At 72.0% G+C, this 17,643-nt stretch carries 13 protein-coding genes and 1 other RNA gene; 3 read left to right on the forward strand and 11 right to left on the reverse strand.

What is annotated here, in order from left to right; translation table 11 throughout:
* Window positions 1-40: 40 nt before the first annotated feature.
* Complete coding sequence (locus AB0J02_RS11285) at window positions 41-1,297, forward strand: MFS transporter (protein ID WP_363193337.1); 1,257 nt, start codon at window positions 41-43, stop codon at window positions 1,295-1,297.
* 4 nt (window positions 1,298-1,301) lie between these two features.
* On the opposite strand, the gene dacB is transcribed toward AB0J02_RS11285, so the two are convergent.
* The 7 genes from dacB to ftsE all read right to left on the reverse strand — a co-directional run bounded on the left by dacB (window position 1,302) and on the right by ftsE (window position 8,042).
* On the reverse strand, window positions 1,302-2,921 hold the full coding sequence (dacB, locus tag AB0J02_RS11290; RefSeq protein WP_363193338.1) for a D-alanyl-D-alanine carboxypeptidase/D-alanyl-D-alanine-endopeptidase: 1,620 nt from the start codon (window positions 2,919-2,921) through the stop codon (window positions 1,302-1,304).
* 29 nt (window positions 2,922-2,950) lie between these two features.
* Entirely contained in the window at window positions 2,951-3,928 is a 978-nt protein-coding gene (locus tag AB0J02_RS11295) for a PHB depolymerase family esterase (RefSeq protein ID WP_363193339.1), read from the reverse strand.
* A gap of 104 nt (window positions 3,929-4,032) precedes the next feature.
* Window positions 4,033-4,421: a transfer-messenger RNA gene (ssrA, locus tag AB0J02_RS11300) on the reverse strand.
* A gap of 121 nt (window positions 4,422-4,542) precedes the next feature.
* Window positions 4,543-5,082: an SsrA-binding protein SmpB gene (gene smpB, locus AB0J02_RS11305; protein ID WP_363193442.1), complete on the reverse strand. Its 540-nt coding sequence runs from the start codon at window positions 5,080-5,082 to the stop codon at window positions 4,543-4,545.
* Window positions 5,083-5,113: 31 nt separating this feature from the next.
* Window positions 5,114-6,277, reverse strand: a complete 1,164-nt coding sequence (locus tag AB0J02_RS11310) for a S41 family peptidase (RefSeq protein WP_363193340.1) — start codon at window positions 6,275-6,277, stop codon at window positions 5,114-5,116.
* Window positions 6,278-6,355: 78 nt separating this feature from the next.
* Complete coding sequence (gene ftsX, locus AB0J02_RS11315) at window positions 6,356-7,273, reverse strand: permease-like cell division protein FtsX (RefSeq protein ID WP_363193341.1); 918 nt, start codon at window positions 7,271-7,273, stop codon at window positions 6,356-6,358.
* A 79-nt stretch (window positions 7,274-7,352) separates the two neighbouring features.
* Window positions 7,353-8,042, reverse strand: coding sequence for a cell division ATP-binding protein FtsE (gene ftsE, locus AB0J02_RS11320; protein ID WP_363193342.1), 690 nt, complete (start codon window positions 8,040-8,042; stop codon window positions 7,353-7,355).
* 325 nt (window positions 8,043-8,367) lie between these two features.
* On the opposite strand from ftsE, the gene AB0J02_RS11325 reads away from it, so the two are divergent.
* Window positions 8,368-8,559 (forward strand): hypothetical protein, encoded by a 192-nt coding sequence (locus AB0J02_RS11325; protein WP_363193343.1) that lies wholly within the window; start codon window positions 8,368-8,370, stop codon window positions 8,557-8,559.
* 74 nt (window positions 8,560-8,633) lie between these two features.
* Here the strand turns inward: AB0J02_RS11325 and AB0J02_RS11330 are convergent, their stop codons facing one another.
* The 4 genes from AB0J02_RS11330 to AB0J02_RS11345 form a co-directional block, all read right to left on the reverse strand.
* The gene (locus AB0J02_RS11330; RefSeq protein ID WP_363193344.1) at window positions 8,634-9,458 is read right to left on the reverse strand and encodes a hypothetical protein; all 825 of its coding nucleotides are present in this window, start codon (window positions 9,456-9,458) and stop codon (window positions 8,634-8,636) included.
* A 324-nt stretch (window positions 9,459-9,782) separates the two neighbouring features.
* Window positions 9,783-10,889 (reverse strand): peptide chain release factor 2, encoded by a 1,107-nt coding sequence (gene prfB / locus AB0J02_RS11335; RefSeq protein WP_363193345.1) that lies wholly within the window; start codon window positions 10,887-10,889, stop codon window positions 9,783-9,785.
* Between the two features lie 68 nt (window positions 10,890-10,957).
* Window positions 10,958-12,196, reverse strand: a complete 1,239-nt coding sequence (locus AB0J02_RS11340; protein WP_363193346.1) for a serine/threonine-protein kinase — start codon at window positions 12,194-12,196, stop codon at window positions 10,958-10,960.
* 121 nt (window positions 12,197-12,317) lie between these two features.
* A complete protein-coding gene (locus tag AB0J02_RS11345; protein ID WP_363193347.1) occupies window positions 12,318-13,967 on the reverse strand; it encodes a protein kinase in 1,650 nt (549 codons plus the stop codon).
* A 424-nt stretch (window positions 13,968-14,391) separates the two neighbouring features.
* On the opposite strand from AB0J02_RS11345, the gene AB0J02_RS11350 reads away from it, so the two are divergent.
* A complete protein-coding gene (locus tag AB0J02_RS11350) occupies window positions 14,392-17,499 on the forward strand; it encodes an FHA domain-containing protein (protein WP_363193348.1) in 3,108 nt (1,035 codons plus the stop codon).
* Window positions 17,500-17,643: the final 144 nt, after the last annotated feature.

The raw sequence follows: 17,643 nt of genomic DNA on the forward strand, positions 1-17,643 counted from the left end.
GTGTTGGACCGCGTACGCGACCCGCGGCGACGCTCTTCGCATGCCTGACGCGACCCCGAGCACCACCACGAGCACGATCATCGCCGCACCTTCGCCCCCCGCCCCGAAGACGACGTACGCCCGGCTGTTCACCCTCCCCGGCGCCCGCGCCTTCACCCTCGGCAACCTGATAGCCCGCTTCCCGCAGGGCATGTTCAGCATCAGCGCGGTCATCATGATCTCCGGGACGCGGGGGTCGTACGCGCTCGCCGGTGCCGTCACCGCGACGGGCCTGGTGGCCAACGCGGTCGTCGGCCCGTGGACGGCCCGGCTCGTCGACCGGTACGGGCAGGCGCGCATCGCCGTCCCGGCCACGGCGGTCTCCGCGTGCGGCTCTCTCGCCCTTCTCCTGTGCGTGCGCTTCGAGGCGCCGGACTGGACCCTGTTCGCCGCGTACCTGGCGTCGGCGGCCACCCCCAACACGGGCGGCATGTCCCGGGCCCGCTGGGCGCATCTCCTGAAGGGCGACGCGGACGCGCTGCACACCGCGAACTCCTTCGAGCAGGCGGCGGACGAGCTCTGCTACATGCTCGGCCCGGTGGTGGCCGCCTTCTTGTGCGGATCCCTGCTCCCGGAGGCGGGCACGCTGGTCAGCGCCGTGCTCATGGTGACGGGCGTGCTGATCTTCGCCGCGCAGCGCGCCACGGAGCCCCCGCCGCACGCGCGTACAGAGGCGACGAAAACGCCGCTACGCGCGCGTGGCATGCCACCGCTGCTGATCGCGTTCCTCGCCATGGGCGCGATCTTCGGCTCGCTGGAGGTCGTCACGGTCGCTTTCGCGGACGCGCAGGGACACAAGGTGTGGGCGGGCGGCATCCTGGCACTGCAGGCGGCGGGCTCGTGCGCGGCGGGTCTTGTCTTCGGGGCGACGAAGCCGACGGGCCCGGCCGGCCGGCGCCACCCGATGTGCGTCGCGGCGATGTCGGTCCTGATGACGCTGCCGCTGCTCGCGGCCGCGCTCACCGGTTCGCTCCTCGCGCTCGGCGGGGCGCTCCTGATCGCCGGGATGGCGACGGCGCCGACCATGGTGACGGGCATGACCCTGGTCCAGCAGCGCACGCCCGCGAGCCAGTTGAACGAGGGCATGACGCTCGCGGTCACCGGTCTGCTCGGCGGCATCGCGTGCGGCTCGGCGGCCGGTGGCGCCGCGGTGGAGCACTGGGGCCCCACCGCGGCGTACACCGTGCCGGTCGCGGCGGCGGTGACGGCACTGCTCCTTTCGCTCTACGGATATGTACGGCGCCCGGACCGGCAGTGAGCGTTCAGCACGTGGCGGGCTTGCGCCACGAACACTCCAGGTCCCCGTTCCGCACCGTGGCGGGCAGGGACCTGGCGGACTTCGGCGTCACGGCGGTCGCCTTCTTCGACGTCGACTCGGCGAGGGTCACGACGATCGCGTCCTCCAGCGGCTTCACGGAGTCGACCAGGTAGTTGTTCTGGACGACGCTGTAGACCAGCTCGCGCCCGTCGGCGTCCTTCACATAGCCGGACAGCGCGCTGGCGCCCGTCAACGACCCCGTCTTGCCGCGGGCGTTGAGTTCCGCCGGGGTGCCGCACATCCGCGACCGCAGCGTCCCGCCGACGAACCGGTCCTGGGCGCAGGCCACCGGCAGCGACGCGTACCAGTCGGCGTACCAGGGCTCGTGCCGTACGGAGAGCAGCAGGTCGGCGAGTTGCCGGGCGGCGAAGTTGTCCTTGCGCGAGAGCCCCGAGCCGTCGACCTGCCGCACCTTCCCGGCGTCCACCCCGGCGCTCTTCAGATAGGAGGCGATGGCGGCGGTCCCGTCGCCCCAACTCCCCTGCCGTCCGGTCGACTTGTACCCCATGGCTTTGGTGAGGGCCTCGGCGTGCATGTTGTTGGACAGCTTCATGAACGGGACGAGCAGGTCCTTCAGCGCCATGGAGTCGTGCGAGGCGAGCGGCTTCGCGCCGGACGGGGTGGCGCGCCCGAGCCTGGTGGCGCCGCTCACCCGTACCCCGTGCGCGGCGAGCGCGTCACGGAAGACGGCGGCCGCGTACCCGGTGGGCTCCCACACGGTGACCCATTCCTTGGTGGTGTCGCCGCCCACCGGCACGGTCCCGCTGACGGTGATCGTGTTGGTGCCGTGCCGCCGCTCGACGGCGACGCTGTCCGTACCCCCGGCGGCCACGGTGCTCGCCCGCACGTCGAAGCGCACGTAGTCCGTCTTCGGCGTGACGTGCACGACGGGCTTGTCCCCCGCCTTCTTGCCGGGTGCGACCTCGACGATGACGGTCCCGGCGTCGTAGTCGGTGTCGGGGGCGACGCTCAGCGCGGAGATCTGGGCGGCGTAGTAGGAGGACTCGTCGTCGGCGCCCCAGGTGTCGCCCTGCCGGTGGTCGTCGAACCGCGTGTCGTCGGCGACCAGCCGCCCGCTCACCTTCTTCACGCCGGCGGCCGCGACCTGCGCGGCGAGCTTGTCGTAGTCGGCGGCGAGCGTGGTCGGGTCGCCGGTGCCGCGCAGATACAGATCCCCGTCGAGCACCCCGCCGCGCACCCGGCCGCCGGCCAGCACGTCGGTGGTGAACGTGTATCCGGGGCCGAGGAGTTCCATCGCCGCGCTCGACGTGGCGAGCTTGGTGTTGGAAGCGGGCATGAGCCGCCCGGTCGGGTTGTGCTGGTACAGGGTCTCGCCGGTGGTGGCATCAGCGACGACGACACTCGCCGCGCCGCCCTCCGTCCTCGGATCGCCGAGGATGGTGTCGATGGCCTCGGGCAGCCCGCTGGGGCTGGAGTCGGCCCCGGCGGGCGCGCCCCACGAGAAAGTGGCGGCGGCCACGCCGAGGACGGCGGGCCAGACCCATTTTCTGAACCCCGTACGGGAGTTGACGCGTCGTGCGGCGGATCCGTCAGGTCTACTCATGCGACAGGAGCATCCCGGACGCCCGTCGTTCAGCCAAGACCCCACGAGTGGCCGAGGACCTGGGCGGCGCACAGATTCACATCGAGGACGTACGCCCCCGCGGTCCCGCACTGCGCGGCTCCGCTCCCCGGATCGACGGGCTGTCCGTGTCCCATCCCCGTGATGCTGTACGTCTCCACGGCCGCGGCCCCGGACGCGTCGCGGAAGACCTGGTGCGGGTAGCCGGCGACGGTGTCACTCGTATCGGCGACCTGGTCGGCGCCCCGCACGTCGGTCCACTGCTTCATCAGGTCGCTCATGTTGACGGGCTTCACGGTGTAGTCGGCGCTGCCCTGGAACACGGTCAGCCGCGGCCAGGGCCCCGCGTATCCGGGCCGCGCGGCCCGCACCCGGTCGCCCCACTGTTTAGGGGTCTGGGTGGCTCCCACATACATGCACACGTACGGCGACGCGGCGGCCTGTGCGCATCCGTAGGGCAGCCCCGCGACGACGCCGCCGGCGGCGAACTTCTCCGGGTACGCGGCCATCATCACGGACGTCATACCGCCCCCGGCGCTGAGCCCGGTCACGTACACCCGGGACGCGTCCCCGCCCGCGTCGGCGAGCTGCTTGTCGACCATCTGCGCGATCGACGCGGCCTCGCCCTGCCCGCGCTCGATGTCACCGCTCTGGAACCAGTCGAAGCAGGCGTTCAGGTTGTTGCCCGCGGACTGCTGCGGCAGGACGACCGAGAACCCCCACCGGTCGGCCAGCTCGGTCCAGCCGCTGCCGGTGCCATACCCGGCGGCGTTCTGCGTACAGCCGTGCAGGGCGACGACGACCGGCCGCCCGCTCGGCAGCCCGGCGGGGACGTACCGGAACATCTTCAGGGCGCCGGGGTTGGCCCCGAACCCGGTGACTTCCTGCACGCTCGCGGCGGCGGAGGCGTGGGTCACCGCGGGCAGGAAGAAGGCCAGCAGGGCCAGGAGGACGGTGGCGGCTCTGGTTCTGATGTGGGAGGAGGTCATGAGCAGGGACCGTAGAACCGTCCCGCGACCGCAGACATGTAGCGGGCCCACACAACGACAAAGGCCCGACTGTGGTGAACAGCCGGGCCCAGGTCTACATGGGGTGGTGGAGATGGCGGGAATCGAACCCGCGTCCAACGGTGCAGCAGCAGGGCTTCTCCGTGTGCAGTTCGCTGCGATTTTCTCGGCCCCGGTGATCACGCGAACAAGTCGCCGACGGGCCCAGTCACTGTTTGATTTCCCATCGAACCCCGTGACCGGGCTCGATGGTTTAGTTCCCTAGATTATGCCAGGATCCGGGTCGGGAACACTCCCGGGCTGACACCCTTTTAGGGTCCCTCACTCACTGCTTATTAGGCAGCGAGGGCGAAGGACTGGGAATCGCTCTTGGAATTGGCGATTATTGGTTGCGACATATGGTTAACGAGATCATTGCCGCTTCCTCGACACGCTTCACCTGCTTCAACATCCGCTGTCGAAACCGATCATCCCCATGTTGTTTTTTCAAAGTGGGTCCGACGACCCGGTGTCCCTGCGGTGAGGAACAGTCCCATCGTACGTGACCAACGCACGTCGGTGCCAGCGTATTCCCCGGCGCCCGCCGCGACGGCCGGTCAGCGCTCCTGCGCGCGCTGCCGCCGCTTGGCCGCCGCGATGGCGCGGTCCGAGTCCCGCCGGTCCTGCTGCTCGCGCAGCGTCTGCCGCTTGTCGTACTCCTTCTTGCCCTTGGCGAGCGCGATCTCGGCCTTGGCGCGGCCGTCCTTGAAGTAGATCGCGAGGGTCACGATGGTGTGCCCCGCCTCCTGCGACTTCGACTCCAGCTTGTCGATCTCGTCGCGGTGCAGGAGCAGCTTGCGCTTGCGGCGCACGGCGTGGTTGGTCCACGTGCCCTGGCTGTACTCCGGGATGTGGGCATTGTGCAGCCATGCCTCGTTCCCGTCGATCTGGACGAAGGCGTCGGCCAGGGAGGTGCGGCCCTGGCGCAGCGACTTGACCTCCGTGCCGCTCAGCACGATGCCGGCCTCGTAGGTGTCGATGATCGCGTAGTCGTGCCGCGCCTTCTTGTTCTGCGCGACGATCTTGCGCTTGCCGTCCTTCTTGCTGGACGCGTCCCCCTTGCCCTGCTTGGGCTGGGACTCCTTCGGTACGTACATTCCCTTGGCCATAGTGCTGGCCATTTTCGCACTACGAGGGGGACCCGAGGCCACTCAATACTGTCTCGCCCCGTCGCAGGGCCTCGTCGTCGGCCTCCAGGTCGGGGGTGATGCCGCGGCCGTCGACGCTGCGGCCCGAGGGAGTGCGGTAGTGGCCGACGGTCAGCTCCGCCACCGATCCGCCGGGCAGCCGGCTCGGCATCTGGACCGAGCCCTTGCCGAACGTTCTGCTGCCCACGACGACCGCGCGGCCGCGGTCCTGGAGGGCACCGGTGAGCAGCTCGGCCGCGCTCATCGTCCCGCTGTCGACGAGCACGACCACCGGTCTGCCGGTGTCGCCGCCGCGCTCGGCGTGCAGGGCGCGCTGCGCGCCGCGCACGTCGTACGTCGCCACGAGGCCGCCGTCGAGGAACGCCGAGGCCGCGCTGACCGCCTCGGTGACCAGGCCGCCGGAGTTGCCCCGCAGATCGAGGACGATGCCCGCGCGCGCGGGTGCCTCGCGCACCGCGGTGCGTACCTTCGCGCCGGATCCCTTGGTGAAGGCGCCCACCTTCACGAGCACGGTCCCGGAGGAGAGGCGCGTGGTGGTGACGGGGTCGGTCGACAGGTTGGCGCGGCGCAGCGTCTCGCTCCACGCGCGCGTGCCGCGCTGCAGGCCGACGCGGACGGCCGTACCGGCGTGCTCGCCGCGCAGCAGGCCGAGGACCTCGGTGACGGGTCGGCCGGTGACCGTCCTGCCGTCGACGGCCGCGATGCGGTCGCCCTCGCGGATACCGGCGGCCTGCGCGGGCGAACCGGAACGGACCCTGGTCACCTGGACGTCGCCGTCGGAGGCTCGCCGTGCCCACAGTCCGACGCCGGTGTACTCGCCGTCCAGTGCCTGCTCGAACTCCTCGTACTCGCCCTGCGAGTAGACCGCGCCCCAGCGGTCGCCGCTGCGGCTGACGGCCTCTTCGGCGGCCTGTACAGGGGACTTGCCGTCCTCCACCGCCTCGGCGGCCGCCTCGGTCGGGTCCACGTACGGGGCTTCGTGCGCGGCGGCGACCGACCCGCCCGGCTCGGCGGGGGATTTCTGGCCGTCGTCGGGCAGGGAACCGGTCGCCGCGCCGGCCGCGAGCACGCTCGCGAAGACCAATGTCAGGGCCGCCCCGCGGCCGATGCGGCGGGGCCGGGAGAACAGATCCGGGCCTGACATGTCGGTGAGTCTAGGACAACGCGGGGCGCCGTACGGGAGGTTGACCCGCTCGGCGCCCCGCGTTGCTGGGGACTCTCGTCACACCTTCAGGTACTTGCGCAACGCGACGAAAGCGGCCAGCGCGGGCATCACGACGCTCACCGCGAGGATGAGCGGCAGCTTTGTGAGGACCGCGTCCCAGCCGATGAAGTTGATGAGCTGGAGCTTGTCGGAGAGCGCCACGCCGTTGTCGATGACGAAGTACTGACCGGCCGCGAGGAACACACAGGCGATGCCGCCGCCGATGAGTCCGGCGACCGCGGCCTCCATGATGAACGGCGCCTGGATGTAGAACCCGGACGCGCCGACCAGCCGCATGATGCCGGTCTCGCGGCGGCGGCTGAACGCGGAGACCCGCACGGTGTTCACGATCAGCAGCAGCGCGACCACGAGCATCACCGCCATCACCGCGCCCGCCGCGTAGTTCAGGTAGCTGAGCAGCCGGAAGAGGTTGTCGAGCACGCCCTTCTGGTCCTGCACGGACTGCACGCCGGGACGCCCGTTGAACGCGGTCGCGATGACCTCGTACTTCTCCGGGTCCTTCAGCTTGATCCGGTACGACTCCTGCAGCTGGTCCGGGGTGAGGGAGCTGGCCAGCGGGGAGTCGCCGAACTGCTCCTTGTAGTGCTTGTACGCCTGGTCCTGGGACTCGTACGCGACCTTCTGGACGACGTCCATCTTGCTGAGGTCGTCCTGGATCTGCTTCTTCTGCTCTGCGGTGACCGGGCCCTTGGCACAGTTCGGGTCGGACTCGGAGTCTCCCTTGTTGCACAGGAAGATCGAGACGTTGACCTTGTCGTACCAGAAACCCTTCATCTGGTTGACCTGGTCGCTCATGAGCAGCGAGCCGCCGAACAGGGCGAGCGAGAGGGCCACCGAGATGATGACGGCGAAGGTCATCGTGAGATTGCGGCGGAGGCCGACACCGATCTCCGACAGAACGAATTGGGCACGCATAACGCTTACTGAGCCTTTCGCAGCTTCTCTCTCGGTACTTCCGGTACTTCGCGGTCCGAACCTCTCGGTTCGGGATTGTTCAGTGCTGGTAGCCGTAGACGCCGCGCGCCTGGTCGCGGACGAGACGGCCCTTCTCCAGCTCGATGACGCGCTTGCGCATCTGGTCCACGATGTTCTGGTCGTGGGTGGCCATCACCACGGTGGTGCCCGTGCGGTTGATGCGGTCGAGCAGCTTCATGATGCCGACCGACGTCTGCGGGTCGAGGTTGCCCGTGGGCTCGTCCGCGATCAGCAGCTTGGGCCGGTTCACGAACGCCCGCGCGATGGCCACACGCTGCTGCTCACCACCGGACAGCTCGCCCGGCATCCGCTCTTCCTTGCCACCGAGGCCGACGAGGTCGAGGACCTGTGGCACCGCCTTGCGGATCTCGCCGCGGGACTTTCCGATGACCTCCTGCGCGAACGCGACGTTCTCGCCGACGGTCTTGTTGGGCAGCAGGCGGAAGTCCTGGAAGACCGTGCCGAGCTGGCGGCGGATCTGCGGGACCTTCCAGTTGGAGACGCGTGCGAGGTCCTTGCCCAGCACGTGCACCTGGCCGTGGCTGCACCGCTCCTCGCGCAGGATCAGCCGCAGGAACGTCGACTTGCCGGAGCCGGACGAGCCGACCAGGAAGACGAACTCACCGCGCTCGACCTCCAGGGATACATCCCTGAGGGCGGGCCGGGTCTGCTTGGGATAGAGCTTGGAGACGTTGTCGAATCGGATCACGGGGGCGCCTCGGAGCGTCGGGGGCGTCGGGGCGGGGGTGGGACACCCCCTCGGTGAGCGTGACCATACGCGAACCGGCGCGCGGAGCGCAGGCGCCGTCCCCGGTTGCGCGTTTTGTCCCGGTGCGATGTCCGTTGCATTGCCGGTTTTGTCCTTCCCGTGGCTGGTCAGAGACGGTCCTGGGAGCGGGCCGCGCCGAAAATCGGGGAAGCTGGCACAGTGGTAGGGGGAACGGTTGCGTTTCCCGGAGCGTTGAGCGGAGAGAACCAGTGGGAATCTGGCAGACGTTTCCGTCGGCTCCGCCGCGCGGGAGGAGGACGAGCGCATGACCTATGACCGGTTGGTGTGCGCGAACTGCGCGGCGCCCGTGAGCGAGGGCCGCTGCCCGGTGTGCCGGGCGAACCGCGAGCGGCTCCAGCAGCAGAGCCCGTTCGCCGGGCTGAATCCGATGGCGCTGATCGCGCTCGTGGCCGTGCTGATCGCGGCCGTGGCACTGCTCGCCCATCAGACCGTTTAGCCCGCCAGGACATGCGTAAGGGCCCGGAGCCGATCGGCTCCGGGCCCTTACGTGTGCGCTGAGTCGCTCAGGCGTTACGCGGCAGCGCCGCGGTTGCCCGCGAGACGCGGCAGCAGCCGGAAGCCGACACCGCCCGCGATCATGGTCGCGGCGCCGATCAGCAGGACCGTGGTGCCGTCGGCACCGGTCTCGGCCAGCTCGCCGCCCTTGCCCTGGGCGCCGGTCTGCGCGGCCGGCGTGGAGCCGGTGTCCTGCAGGCTGTCCTTGCCCTGACCCTGCTCGACGGGGTTGTTGTTGCCGTCGGGGTTGGTGTTGTCGCCACCGGTGGAGGAGCCGCCGGTGGAGGAACCGCCAGTGTTGCCGCCGCCGTTGGTGTTGCCACCGTCGGTCGCGCCACCAGCCGTGGCACCACCGTCGGTCGCACCGCCGTCGGTCGCACCGCCGTCGGTCGCGCCGCCATCGGTCGCGCCACCGTCCGTGGCGCCACCGTCGGTCGCGCCACCGTCGGTCGCGCCACCATCCGTGGCACCACCATCGGTCGCACCGCCGTCGGTCGCGCCGCCATCCACGCCGCCGTCCACGCCGCCGTCAGTGGCACCGCCGTCGGTCGCACCGCCGTCCGTGGCGCCGCCGTCCGTGGCACCACCATCGGTCGCACCGCCGTCAGCGCCGCCGTCGACACCAGCGATCGCACCGCCATCGGCACCACCATCGGCGCCGCCATCGGTGCCACCGATCAGGTTGACACCCACGCCGTTCTGGTCGGCGCTCACGTTCGCCAGGCCCGGAACGTCGACCTCCAGGGCGGAAGCGGCACCCGCGGCGGTCAGCGACGCGCCGGCGGCGATCACCGCACCGGCGGCTATCCGCGCTACACGGATCCGCGTCTTCTTGGTCATATGTCTGCTACCCCCAGTAGCCAATCGTCATTGGAGCAGCGCCCGGGACGGGTTCAATCGGGGAGCAGCAGGTATCACGTTCGACCGGCCCCCGTTCACACGCGTCCCACTGATACGCATGCCGCGCGCCAGCCTTCCCAGTTTTCAGATCAACGTCAAGGTCGTTGCGTACGCGATGCCCCAAATAGGGTGAGTTGACCGTCGTACGGACATGTGACTGTGACGTAAAAGGCCGATAGACCTTCACAGTTGGCAGCCGGCCCCGAAAACAGCAAGGCAACTGCCGCTCCGCGAGCGGCAGTTGCCTTGTCGATAAATCGCGGGCTACTTCTCCTGCTGCTTGCGCCAGCGAATTCCGGCCTCGATGAAGCCGTCGATCTCGCCGTCGAGGACGGCCTGCGGGTTGCCGACCTCGAACTCCGTGCGCAGGTCCTTGACCATCTGGTACGGGTGCAGCACGTACGACCGCATCTGGTTGCCCCAGGAGCTGCCGCCGTCGCCCTTGAGGGCGTCCATCTTGGCGCGGTCCTCCTGGCGCTGCCGCTCCAGGAGCTTGGCCTGCAGCACGTTCATCGCCGTCGCCTTGTTCTGGATCTGCGAGCGCTCGTTCTGACAGGAGACGACGATGCCGGTGGGCAGGTGGGTCAGGCGGACCGCGGAGTCCGTCGTGTTGACGCCCTGGCCGCCGGGGCCCGAGGAGCGGTAGACGTCGATGCGGAGCTCGGACTCGTCGATCTCGACGTGGTCGGTCTGCTCGACGACGGGGAGCACCTCGACGCCGGCGAACGACGTCTGGCGGCGGCCCTGGTTGTCGAACGGGGAGATGCGCACCAGGCGGTGCGTGCCCTGCTCGACGGAGAGCGTGCCGTAGGCGTAGGGCACCTGGACGGCGAAGGTGGTCGACTTGATGCCGGCCTCTTCCGCGTACGACGTCTCGTAGACCTCGGTCTTGTAGCCGTGCCGCTCCGCCCAGCGCAGGTACATGCGCTGCAGCTGCTCGGCGAAGTCGGCGGCGTCGACGCCGCCGGCCTCCGCGCGGATGTTGACGAGGGCCTCGCGGGAGTCGTACTCGCCGGAGAGGAGGGTGCGCACCTCCATCTCGTCGAGGGCCTTCTTCACGGAGGTCAGCTCGGACTCGGCCTCGGCGCGGGTGTCCGGGTCATCCTCCTCCTCGGCCATCTCGAAGAGGACGGAGAGGTCGTCGATACGACCGCGCAGCGCCTCCGCCTTGCGGACCTCCGCCTGGAGGTGGCTCAGCTTGCTGGTGATCTTCTGCGCCGCCTCCGGGTCGTCCCACAGGGACGGCGCGGCCGCCTGCTCCTCGAGCACGGCGATATCTGCCCTCAGCTTGTCGAGGTCCAGGACGGCCTCGATCGACTCCATGGTGGAGGAGAGGGACTTCAGCTCTTCGGAAACATCGACGACTGCCACGAGACCAGCCTAACGGCTGGTGCAAGTGATCCGTTCCGTGCCGCCCGAAGGCCCCCGGCGAGGGGCCCTCAGGGGTTCGCCGGAGCCGAGTTGTTGTCGTTCGCGGGGGGCGCCTCGTCCGAGCCGGAGGTGGCGGCCCAGATGCCGCCGCCGACCACCACCGCGAGGACGAGCCCCGCCACGCCCAGCGTGATGCGGCGGCGGCGCGCGGGGTGCCGGTTGCGGGCCGAGCCGGGACGGCGGGCGCCGGCGGCCCGTGGGGCGCGGGCCGTGCCGCGGGCGCCGCCGGCCAGTTCGTCGGGGGCCGGGACCCGCATCGACGTGTGGGTGTCGCGGTTGGAGTCGGCGGGGGCGGCGCCGGGGACCAGGGAGACGGCGCCGCGCCGCGGCTTGGCGGGCTCGGCCGGTTCGGGCTCGGCGGGCTGCTGCGGCTCGTCGGGGACCGGGTCCGTGTCGGGTTCGTCGACGTCCAGGGGGGCCATGCCGACCAGGAGGGGTCCCAGTTCGCGCAGCCGGGCCGCCAGCTCGGACGCCCGCAGCCGGGACGCCGGGGCCTTGGCCAGGCACTGGATCAGCAGCTGCCAGAGCTCGTCGGGGATGCCGGGGAGCGGGACGACCGTCTCCGTGACGTGGCGGCGCAGGATGGCGCCGGGGTGGCCGCCGCCGAAGGGGGTGAAGCCCGCGAGGAGTTCGTAGAGGACGGTCGCGAGGGCGTAGATGTCGACCGCCGCGCGGGGCGGCAGGCCCTCGATGATCTCGGGGGCCAGGTAGTCGGGCGTACCGATGATCTTCGTCGCGCGGGTGCGGCGCGGGGTGTCGATCAGCTTGGCGATGCCGAAGTCGGTGAGCAGGGCCGGGTGCGAGCCGCCGGGGCCGAGCGGGCCCTGCATGTCGAGCAGCACGTTCTCCGGCTTCACGTCGCGGTGCACGATGCCGGCGGCGTGCGCGGCGGCCAGCGCGTCGGCGACGTCCGCGGCGATGGCGACCGCGGCCTCGGGGGCCATGCGCCGCTCACGCTCCAGGCGGGTGCGCAGGTCCGTGCCGCGGATCAGGTCCATGACCAGCGCCAGATCGTTCCCGTCGACCACGAGGTCGCGGACGCCGACCACGTGCGGGTGGTCGAGGCTGAGCAGGGCGGTGCGCTCCTGGACGAAGCGGCCGACCAGCTCCTGGTCGGAGGCGAGGTCCTCGCGCAGCAATTTGATGGCGACGGGACCTTCGGGTCCCTCGCCCAGCCACACCGTGCCCGCACTGCCGCGTCCCAGGATCTGGTGTGCGGTGTACCGGCTGCCGATCTTCCGTGCCAAGACTGCTCCTACAGACGCGTGTTGGCGCCCAAGCTACGCGGCTCGGACGCCAACCAACGCATCAGCGGGGGAAATCACCCGTCGGATGTCGACAAATCTCCAACGTCGCCTGTCCGTTGCCCTAATTGCTGCCGCTGAGGTCGCCGATCCAGCCGGTCACCGTCGAGAACCAGTCGGAGAGCTGGGCCCAGTACCCCTTGCCGGTGCCGATCCAGTCCTGGAGCGGTGTGAACTCCCAGACCAGCCAGCTCACCACGAAGAGGATGACGATCATGAACAGGCAGCCCTTGAGGCAGCCGAGACCGGGGATCTTCATCGGGTTGGCGCTGCGCCGGCGCGGCTCGCGCGGCTCCCGGGCGGGCGGGGCCTGCCGGGGCGGCGGCTCCGGCCGGGAGTACTGCTGCGGCTGCTGGCGCTGCGGCGCCGCGTACGGCTGCTGCGGCTGCGGCGTCGACCGACGCGGCTGCTGCGGCGCGTACTGCTGCGGCCTGGGCTGCTGCTCGGGGCGCGACACCTGGCGCTGGGGGCGGTGGCGCAGCGGGTCGTCGTTCGGGTCGAGGTAGGACTGGACCTGCGTCTGCTCGTTGCGGTCGCGGGCCGCCCGCATCTGGTTCTGCCAGGGGTGCTGGTCGTCCGGGGTGCCGTCCTGCGGGGAGCGGCCCGGCTGGTGCGGCGGGACCGGCGGCATGACGGCGGTCGGGTCGGCGGCGCCCCGGTTCGGCAGCACGGACGTGGGGTCCGCGTCGGAATACTGGTTCCCCTGCTGCTGCATGACGCTGGTCGCCGCGTTCGGGTCGTACGACGCCGCGTTGCTGGGCAGCACCTGGGTCGGGTCGGCGGCGCCCGGGACCTGAGCCGGGTCGGGGTCCGGCATCAGCAGGACGCCGACGCTCTCGGCGGCGGCGATCTGCGCGCTGTTGGCGTGCACGCCGATGCCCTCGGCGACGGTGCGCAGGCCGCGCGCCAGGTTCTCGGCGCTCGGCCGGTCGTCCGGGTTCTTGCGCAGGCAGCGCTCGATGACCGTCCACAGCGGGTCGGGGACCGTCGAGGGGCGGCGCGGTTCGGCGCTGAGGTGCTGGTGCAGGACTTCGAGGGCCGAGCCGCCGGCGAACGGCGGGCGCCCGGTGACCAGTTCGTAGAGCAGGATGCCCGCGCCGTAGATGTCGACGGCGCTGGTCTGCGGGCGGCCCTCGGCGGACTCCGGGGCCACGTAGGCGGGCGTGCCGACGAACTCGTGGGTGCGGGTCAGCCCCGGGGAGTCGGCGAGGCGCGCGATGCCGAAGTCGGTGAGCATCGGGTGCATGCCCGCCTCGTCCTGCTTGAGCAGCACGTTCGCCGGCTTCAGGTCGCGGTGCACGACGCCGTCGGCGTGGCTGGCGGCGAGCGCGTCGGCGATCTGGGCGGTCAGCAGCGCGGCGGCGACCGGCGAGAACGGGCCGTTCTCGCGCAGGTAGCGGTGCAGGTCCGGTCCGTCGACCAGGTCCATCACCAGGGCGAGCAGCTCGCCCTCGACGACCAGGTCGCGGGTGCGCACGATGTTCGGGTGGGTGAGGCGGAGCAGGACGGAGCGCTCGCGCAGGAAGCGCATCACCACGTCCGCGTCGTTCGCCAGCTCCTCCTTGAGGACCTTGATCGCCACGGTCTCGCCGGGCTGCCCGGCGACGGCCGCCTCGGCGCCCGCGGTCTCGCGCTGGCGGGCTCGCCAGACGGTGCCCGTGGCGCCGCGTCCGAGCGGCTCCTCGAGCAGGTACTTGCTCCCTACCGGCCGCACGTCATGCGCTCCCTGCATCGGTACTTGCTTGGTCTGCCCGGTCCCGGGTGTCGCGACCCACTGTAGTGGCGGGCCCCCGCGGTACCGGCTGTCGATCCTCTTTGACCTTTCCTGACCACATTCCGTGGCCACGGCCCCCGCCAAACCCGTGTTCGACGAGAAGACGCAGACGCCGCACTCTTGGTTGCCGTACGAAGACGTGACCGATCTCAAGCAGCTCGCAGGAGGCACGCAGCAGGCACTTTTGCGGGCAGAGCCGACCAATCAAGATCACTTACGGGTGGGTGCCGGGCGTGTTGTCGGTGGCAGGTGCGAGGATGCCTCCAGCACTGGCTGACGTGCCCGTAGCAATGGGGGAATCTGCGGTGGGGGACCGCGGGCTGTCCCGTGCCGGGCGCCCGCGCAGAAGGGACCGCAGACGGCGATGCAGATCCGCCTTACCGTCGTAGACCCCCTGGGCACGCGCCCCGACGCGTCCGCGCGCGAGGGAGCCGCGGGCAGCACGGTGGACGTGCTGGTCACCGCTCCGGGCGGCACCGCACTCGCCGCCGTCGCCTCGGGCCTCGCCACGGCGGTCGCGGGCGGCGACGCCCCTTCCTCCGTCCTGTACGCGGGCGCCGAGCGGCTCGACGCGCAGCGCTGCCTGCTCGGCGAACCGCCGTTGACCGACGGGGCGGTGCTCTCCCTCGGCGCCCCCACCGATCCCGGCCCCGAGCCGGACGGCGCGGCCGCGCAGCTGCACGTGGTGGCCGGTCCGGACGCGGGCGGCGTCCATCTGCTGCACGGCGGGCAGATCCGCGTCGGCCGCTCCGCCGACGCGGACGTGCCGCTGGACGACCCGGACGTGTCGCGGCTGCACTGCGCGGTGACGCTGGCCGCCGACGGCGAGGTCTCGGTGATGGACCTGGGTTCGACGAACGGGACGACGGTGGACGGCCGCCCCCTCGGCGAGCGCCCGGTGCGCCTCTCCCCCGCCGCCCTGCTGCGCCTCGGCGAGTCGGCGCTGCGGGTAGCGGTCGCGGGCGACGCCGCCCGCCCGGCCCCGGTGGCGACGGCGCCCGACGGCGAAGGGCACGTCCGCGTCGCCCTCGGAGGGGCGGCGCCCACGAACCCCGGCAACACCGACACCGACACCGCCGCCACCCCGGCCGAGACCCGGCACGCGTACGGGGACGCCTCCTGGGGCGCCGCCGGCGAGAGCCAGTCGCAGGGCGCCGAGCCCATGGTCCCCGAGCAGGGCGGGGCCCCAGGCCTGGAGCAGACGCGGGCCGGTACGCCGCCCCGCGGCACCACGCTGCCCCGCAGCGCCCCGCGCCGCCGCGGGGGCCTGGGGCGGCTGCTGCGGCGCGGCCGCGACGAGCAGGACCAGCAGCACGAGATCCACGAGCCGTACGTCCTGCGCACCCCGCACATCCCCGAACCGTTCGAGGACGGGCCGGATCCCGCCGCGCCGCTTCCCGGGCCGCCCGCCGCCGCCGAGACCTGGCCCGACGCCGCGGCCCTGCTGCTCACCGCGCTCGGCCCCGGGCCCCGGCTGTGGGAGCGCGGGCCCGGGCACCCGGAGGCGCTGGCCGTGCGGCTCGGCACGGTGGACCGCACGGGCCCCGACGGCACCGGGCTGCTGCCCGCGGTCCCGGTGACCGTGGGGCTCGCCGAGGCCGGTGCGCTGGGGCTGGCGGGGCCGCGGGCGCGTCTCGCGGGGCTCGCGCGCTGCGCCCTCGCCCAGCTCGCCGCGCTGCACGCGCCGGACGGCCTGGAGATCGTGCTGATCGCCACGGACCGGGCCAGGACCGCGGAGCAGCGCGTGGCCGACTGGTCCTGGCTCGGCTGGCTGCCGCACGTCCGCCCGGCCCACGGGCAGGACTGCCGGCTGCTGCTCGCGTACGACCGTGAGCAGGCCGCGGCCCGCACCGGCGAGCTGCTGCGGCGCATGGACGATCACGCGGCGGGGTTCCGTCCGGGCCGTGCCGAGTCGGCGGGCGCCGACGGCGGCGCCGTCTCGACCGTGGTCGTCGTCGACGGCGACCCCGGGTCGGCCACGTTGCGGGAGGCCACGGTGCGGCTGGCCGCCGAAGGGGCCCCGGCCGGGATCCATGTGCTGTGTCTGGCCGAGGCGCCCGCCACCTCGCCCGCGTCGCCCGTCACCGAGTCGTACGAGGCGGCCTGCGCGCAGAGCCCCGCGTTCCGGGCGTGCGGCGCGGTGGCCCTGCTCAGCGGGGACGTGGCGACGGCGCTGCGGCTGCACCGGGCGGCCCGCGGACAGCTCGTCGGGCACGGCACCGTCGCCACGGTGGACGCCGTCTCGCGTCCCTGGGCGGAGCGCTTCGCGCGGGCGCTCGCCCCGTTGCGCACGGACACGGCGGGCGGATCCGGCAGCCGGCAGGCCCGCGTCTCCGCTCCGCTGCCGCAAATGTCCCGTCTGCTGGACGAGTTGGGGCTCGCGCGGGCCACCCCGGCGTCGCTGATGGCCCGTTGGGCGGCCGCCGCGGACGATCCGGGTTCGCTGGGCGGCCGGGTGTGGGCGGTTCTCGGGGCGGGGCCGCGCGGTCCCGTCGCCGTCGATCTGGCCGCCGACGGACCGCATCTGCTGATCGAGGGGCCCGCGGGCAGTGGTCGTACGGAGCTGCTGCGCTCGGTGACCGCGTCCCTGGCCGCCGCCGAGCGGCCCGACCGGCTCGGGGTCGTACTCGTCGACGGGCAGGGCGGCGGCACGGGCGGTGAGCGCGGCGAGCGCGTGGGCGGGTTGCGGGTGTGCACCGATCTGCCGCACGTCACGACGCATCTCGCCGCCAACGACCCGGTGCGCATGCGGGAGTTCGCCCAGTCGCTGACGACAGAGCTGAAGCGGCGGGCCGAGCTCATAGGGCGTACGCACTTCACCGAGTGGCACACCCAGCGGGCCGTCTCGGGGCGGCTGATCGCCCAGCGCGTCGCGCCGTCGCCCACCGGCGGTGCCGGGGATCTGGAGGCGCCGCCGAGTTCCACGATCCGGCTGCGGCCGGGCGGGGCGCGGGAGAAGACGGAGGCAGCGCCTCCGCTGCCGCGGCTCGTGGTCGTGGTCGACGACCTGGACGCGCTGCTCGCGCCGCCGCTCGGTTCGCCGGGGCGGCCCGCCGCCGGGTCCGTGGTGCGAGCCCTGGAGGCGGTGGCGCGGGACGGCGAGCGGCTCGGGGTGCATCTCGTCGCGGCGTTCGCCTCCGGCGGGGCGCCTGGGTGGACGGCGGGGCCGCTGGTGGTGCTCGATCCGGTCGGGTCCGGCGCGGAGGATCCCGCGCCGGGGCGCGGGCTGCTGCACGGCGCCGACGGCCGGGACGTGGGGCTGCAGGCGGGGCGGGTGACCGGCAGGATTCCGCGGACGGCGACGCAGCGGCCCACCGTGGTCGCCCTCGACTGGGCGCGGATGGGGGACCCGCCGGACCGGCGCCCCGTACGGGAGTTGGGGAACGGGCCGACGGATCTGGCCCTGCTGGCCAGCGCGCTGGAGAGGGCGGCGCGGTCGGTGGCGGCCCAGGAGGTGCCGTCACTGTTGTGAGGTGCCGGCCGAGTCCAGGGCGTATCCGAGTACCCGGACTCAACTCCTGCCCCCCGTAATGACGTTGACGCATCACGACCCCGTCACGATCACCGTCCTGACACCCCGGGCACCCTTGCCGGTCATCCCTGGTCGGGCGTAGAC

The organism is Streptomyces sp. NPDC050264 (assembly GCF_040655895.1).
Taxonomy (GTDB): Bacteria; Actinomycetota; Actinomycetes; order Streptomycetales; family Streptomycetaceae; genus Streptomyces.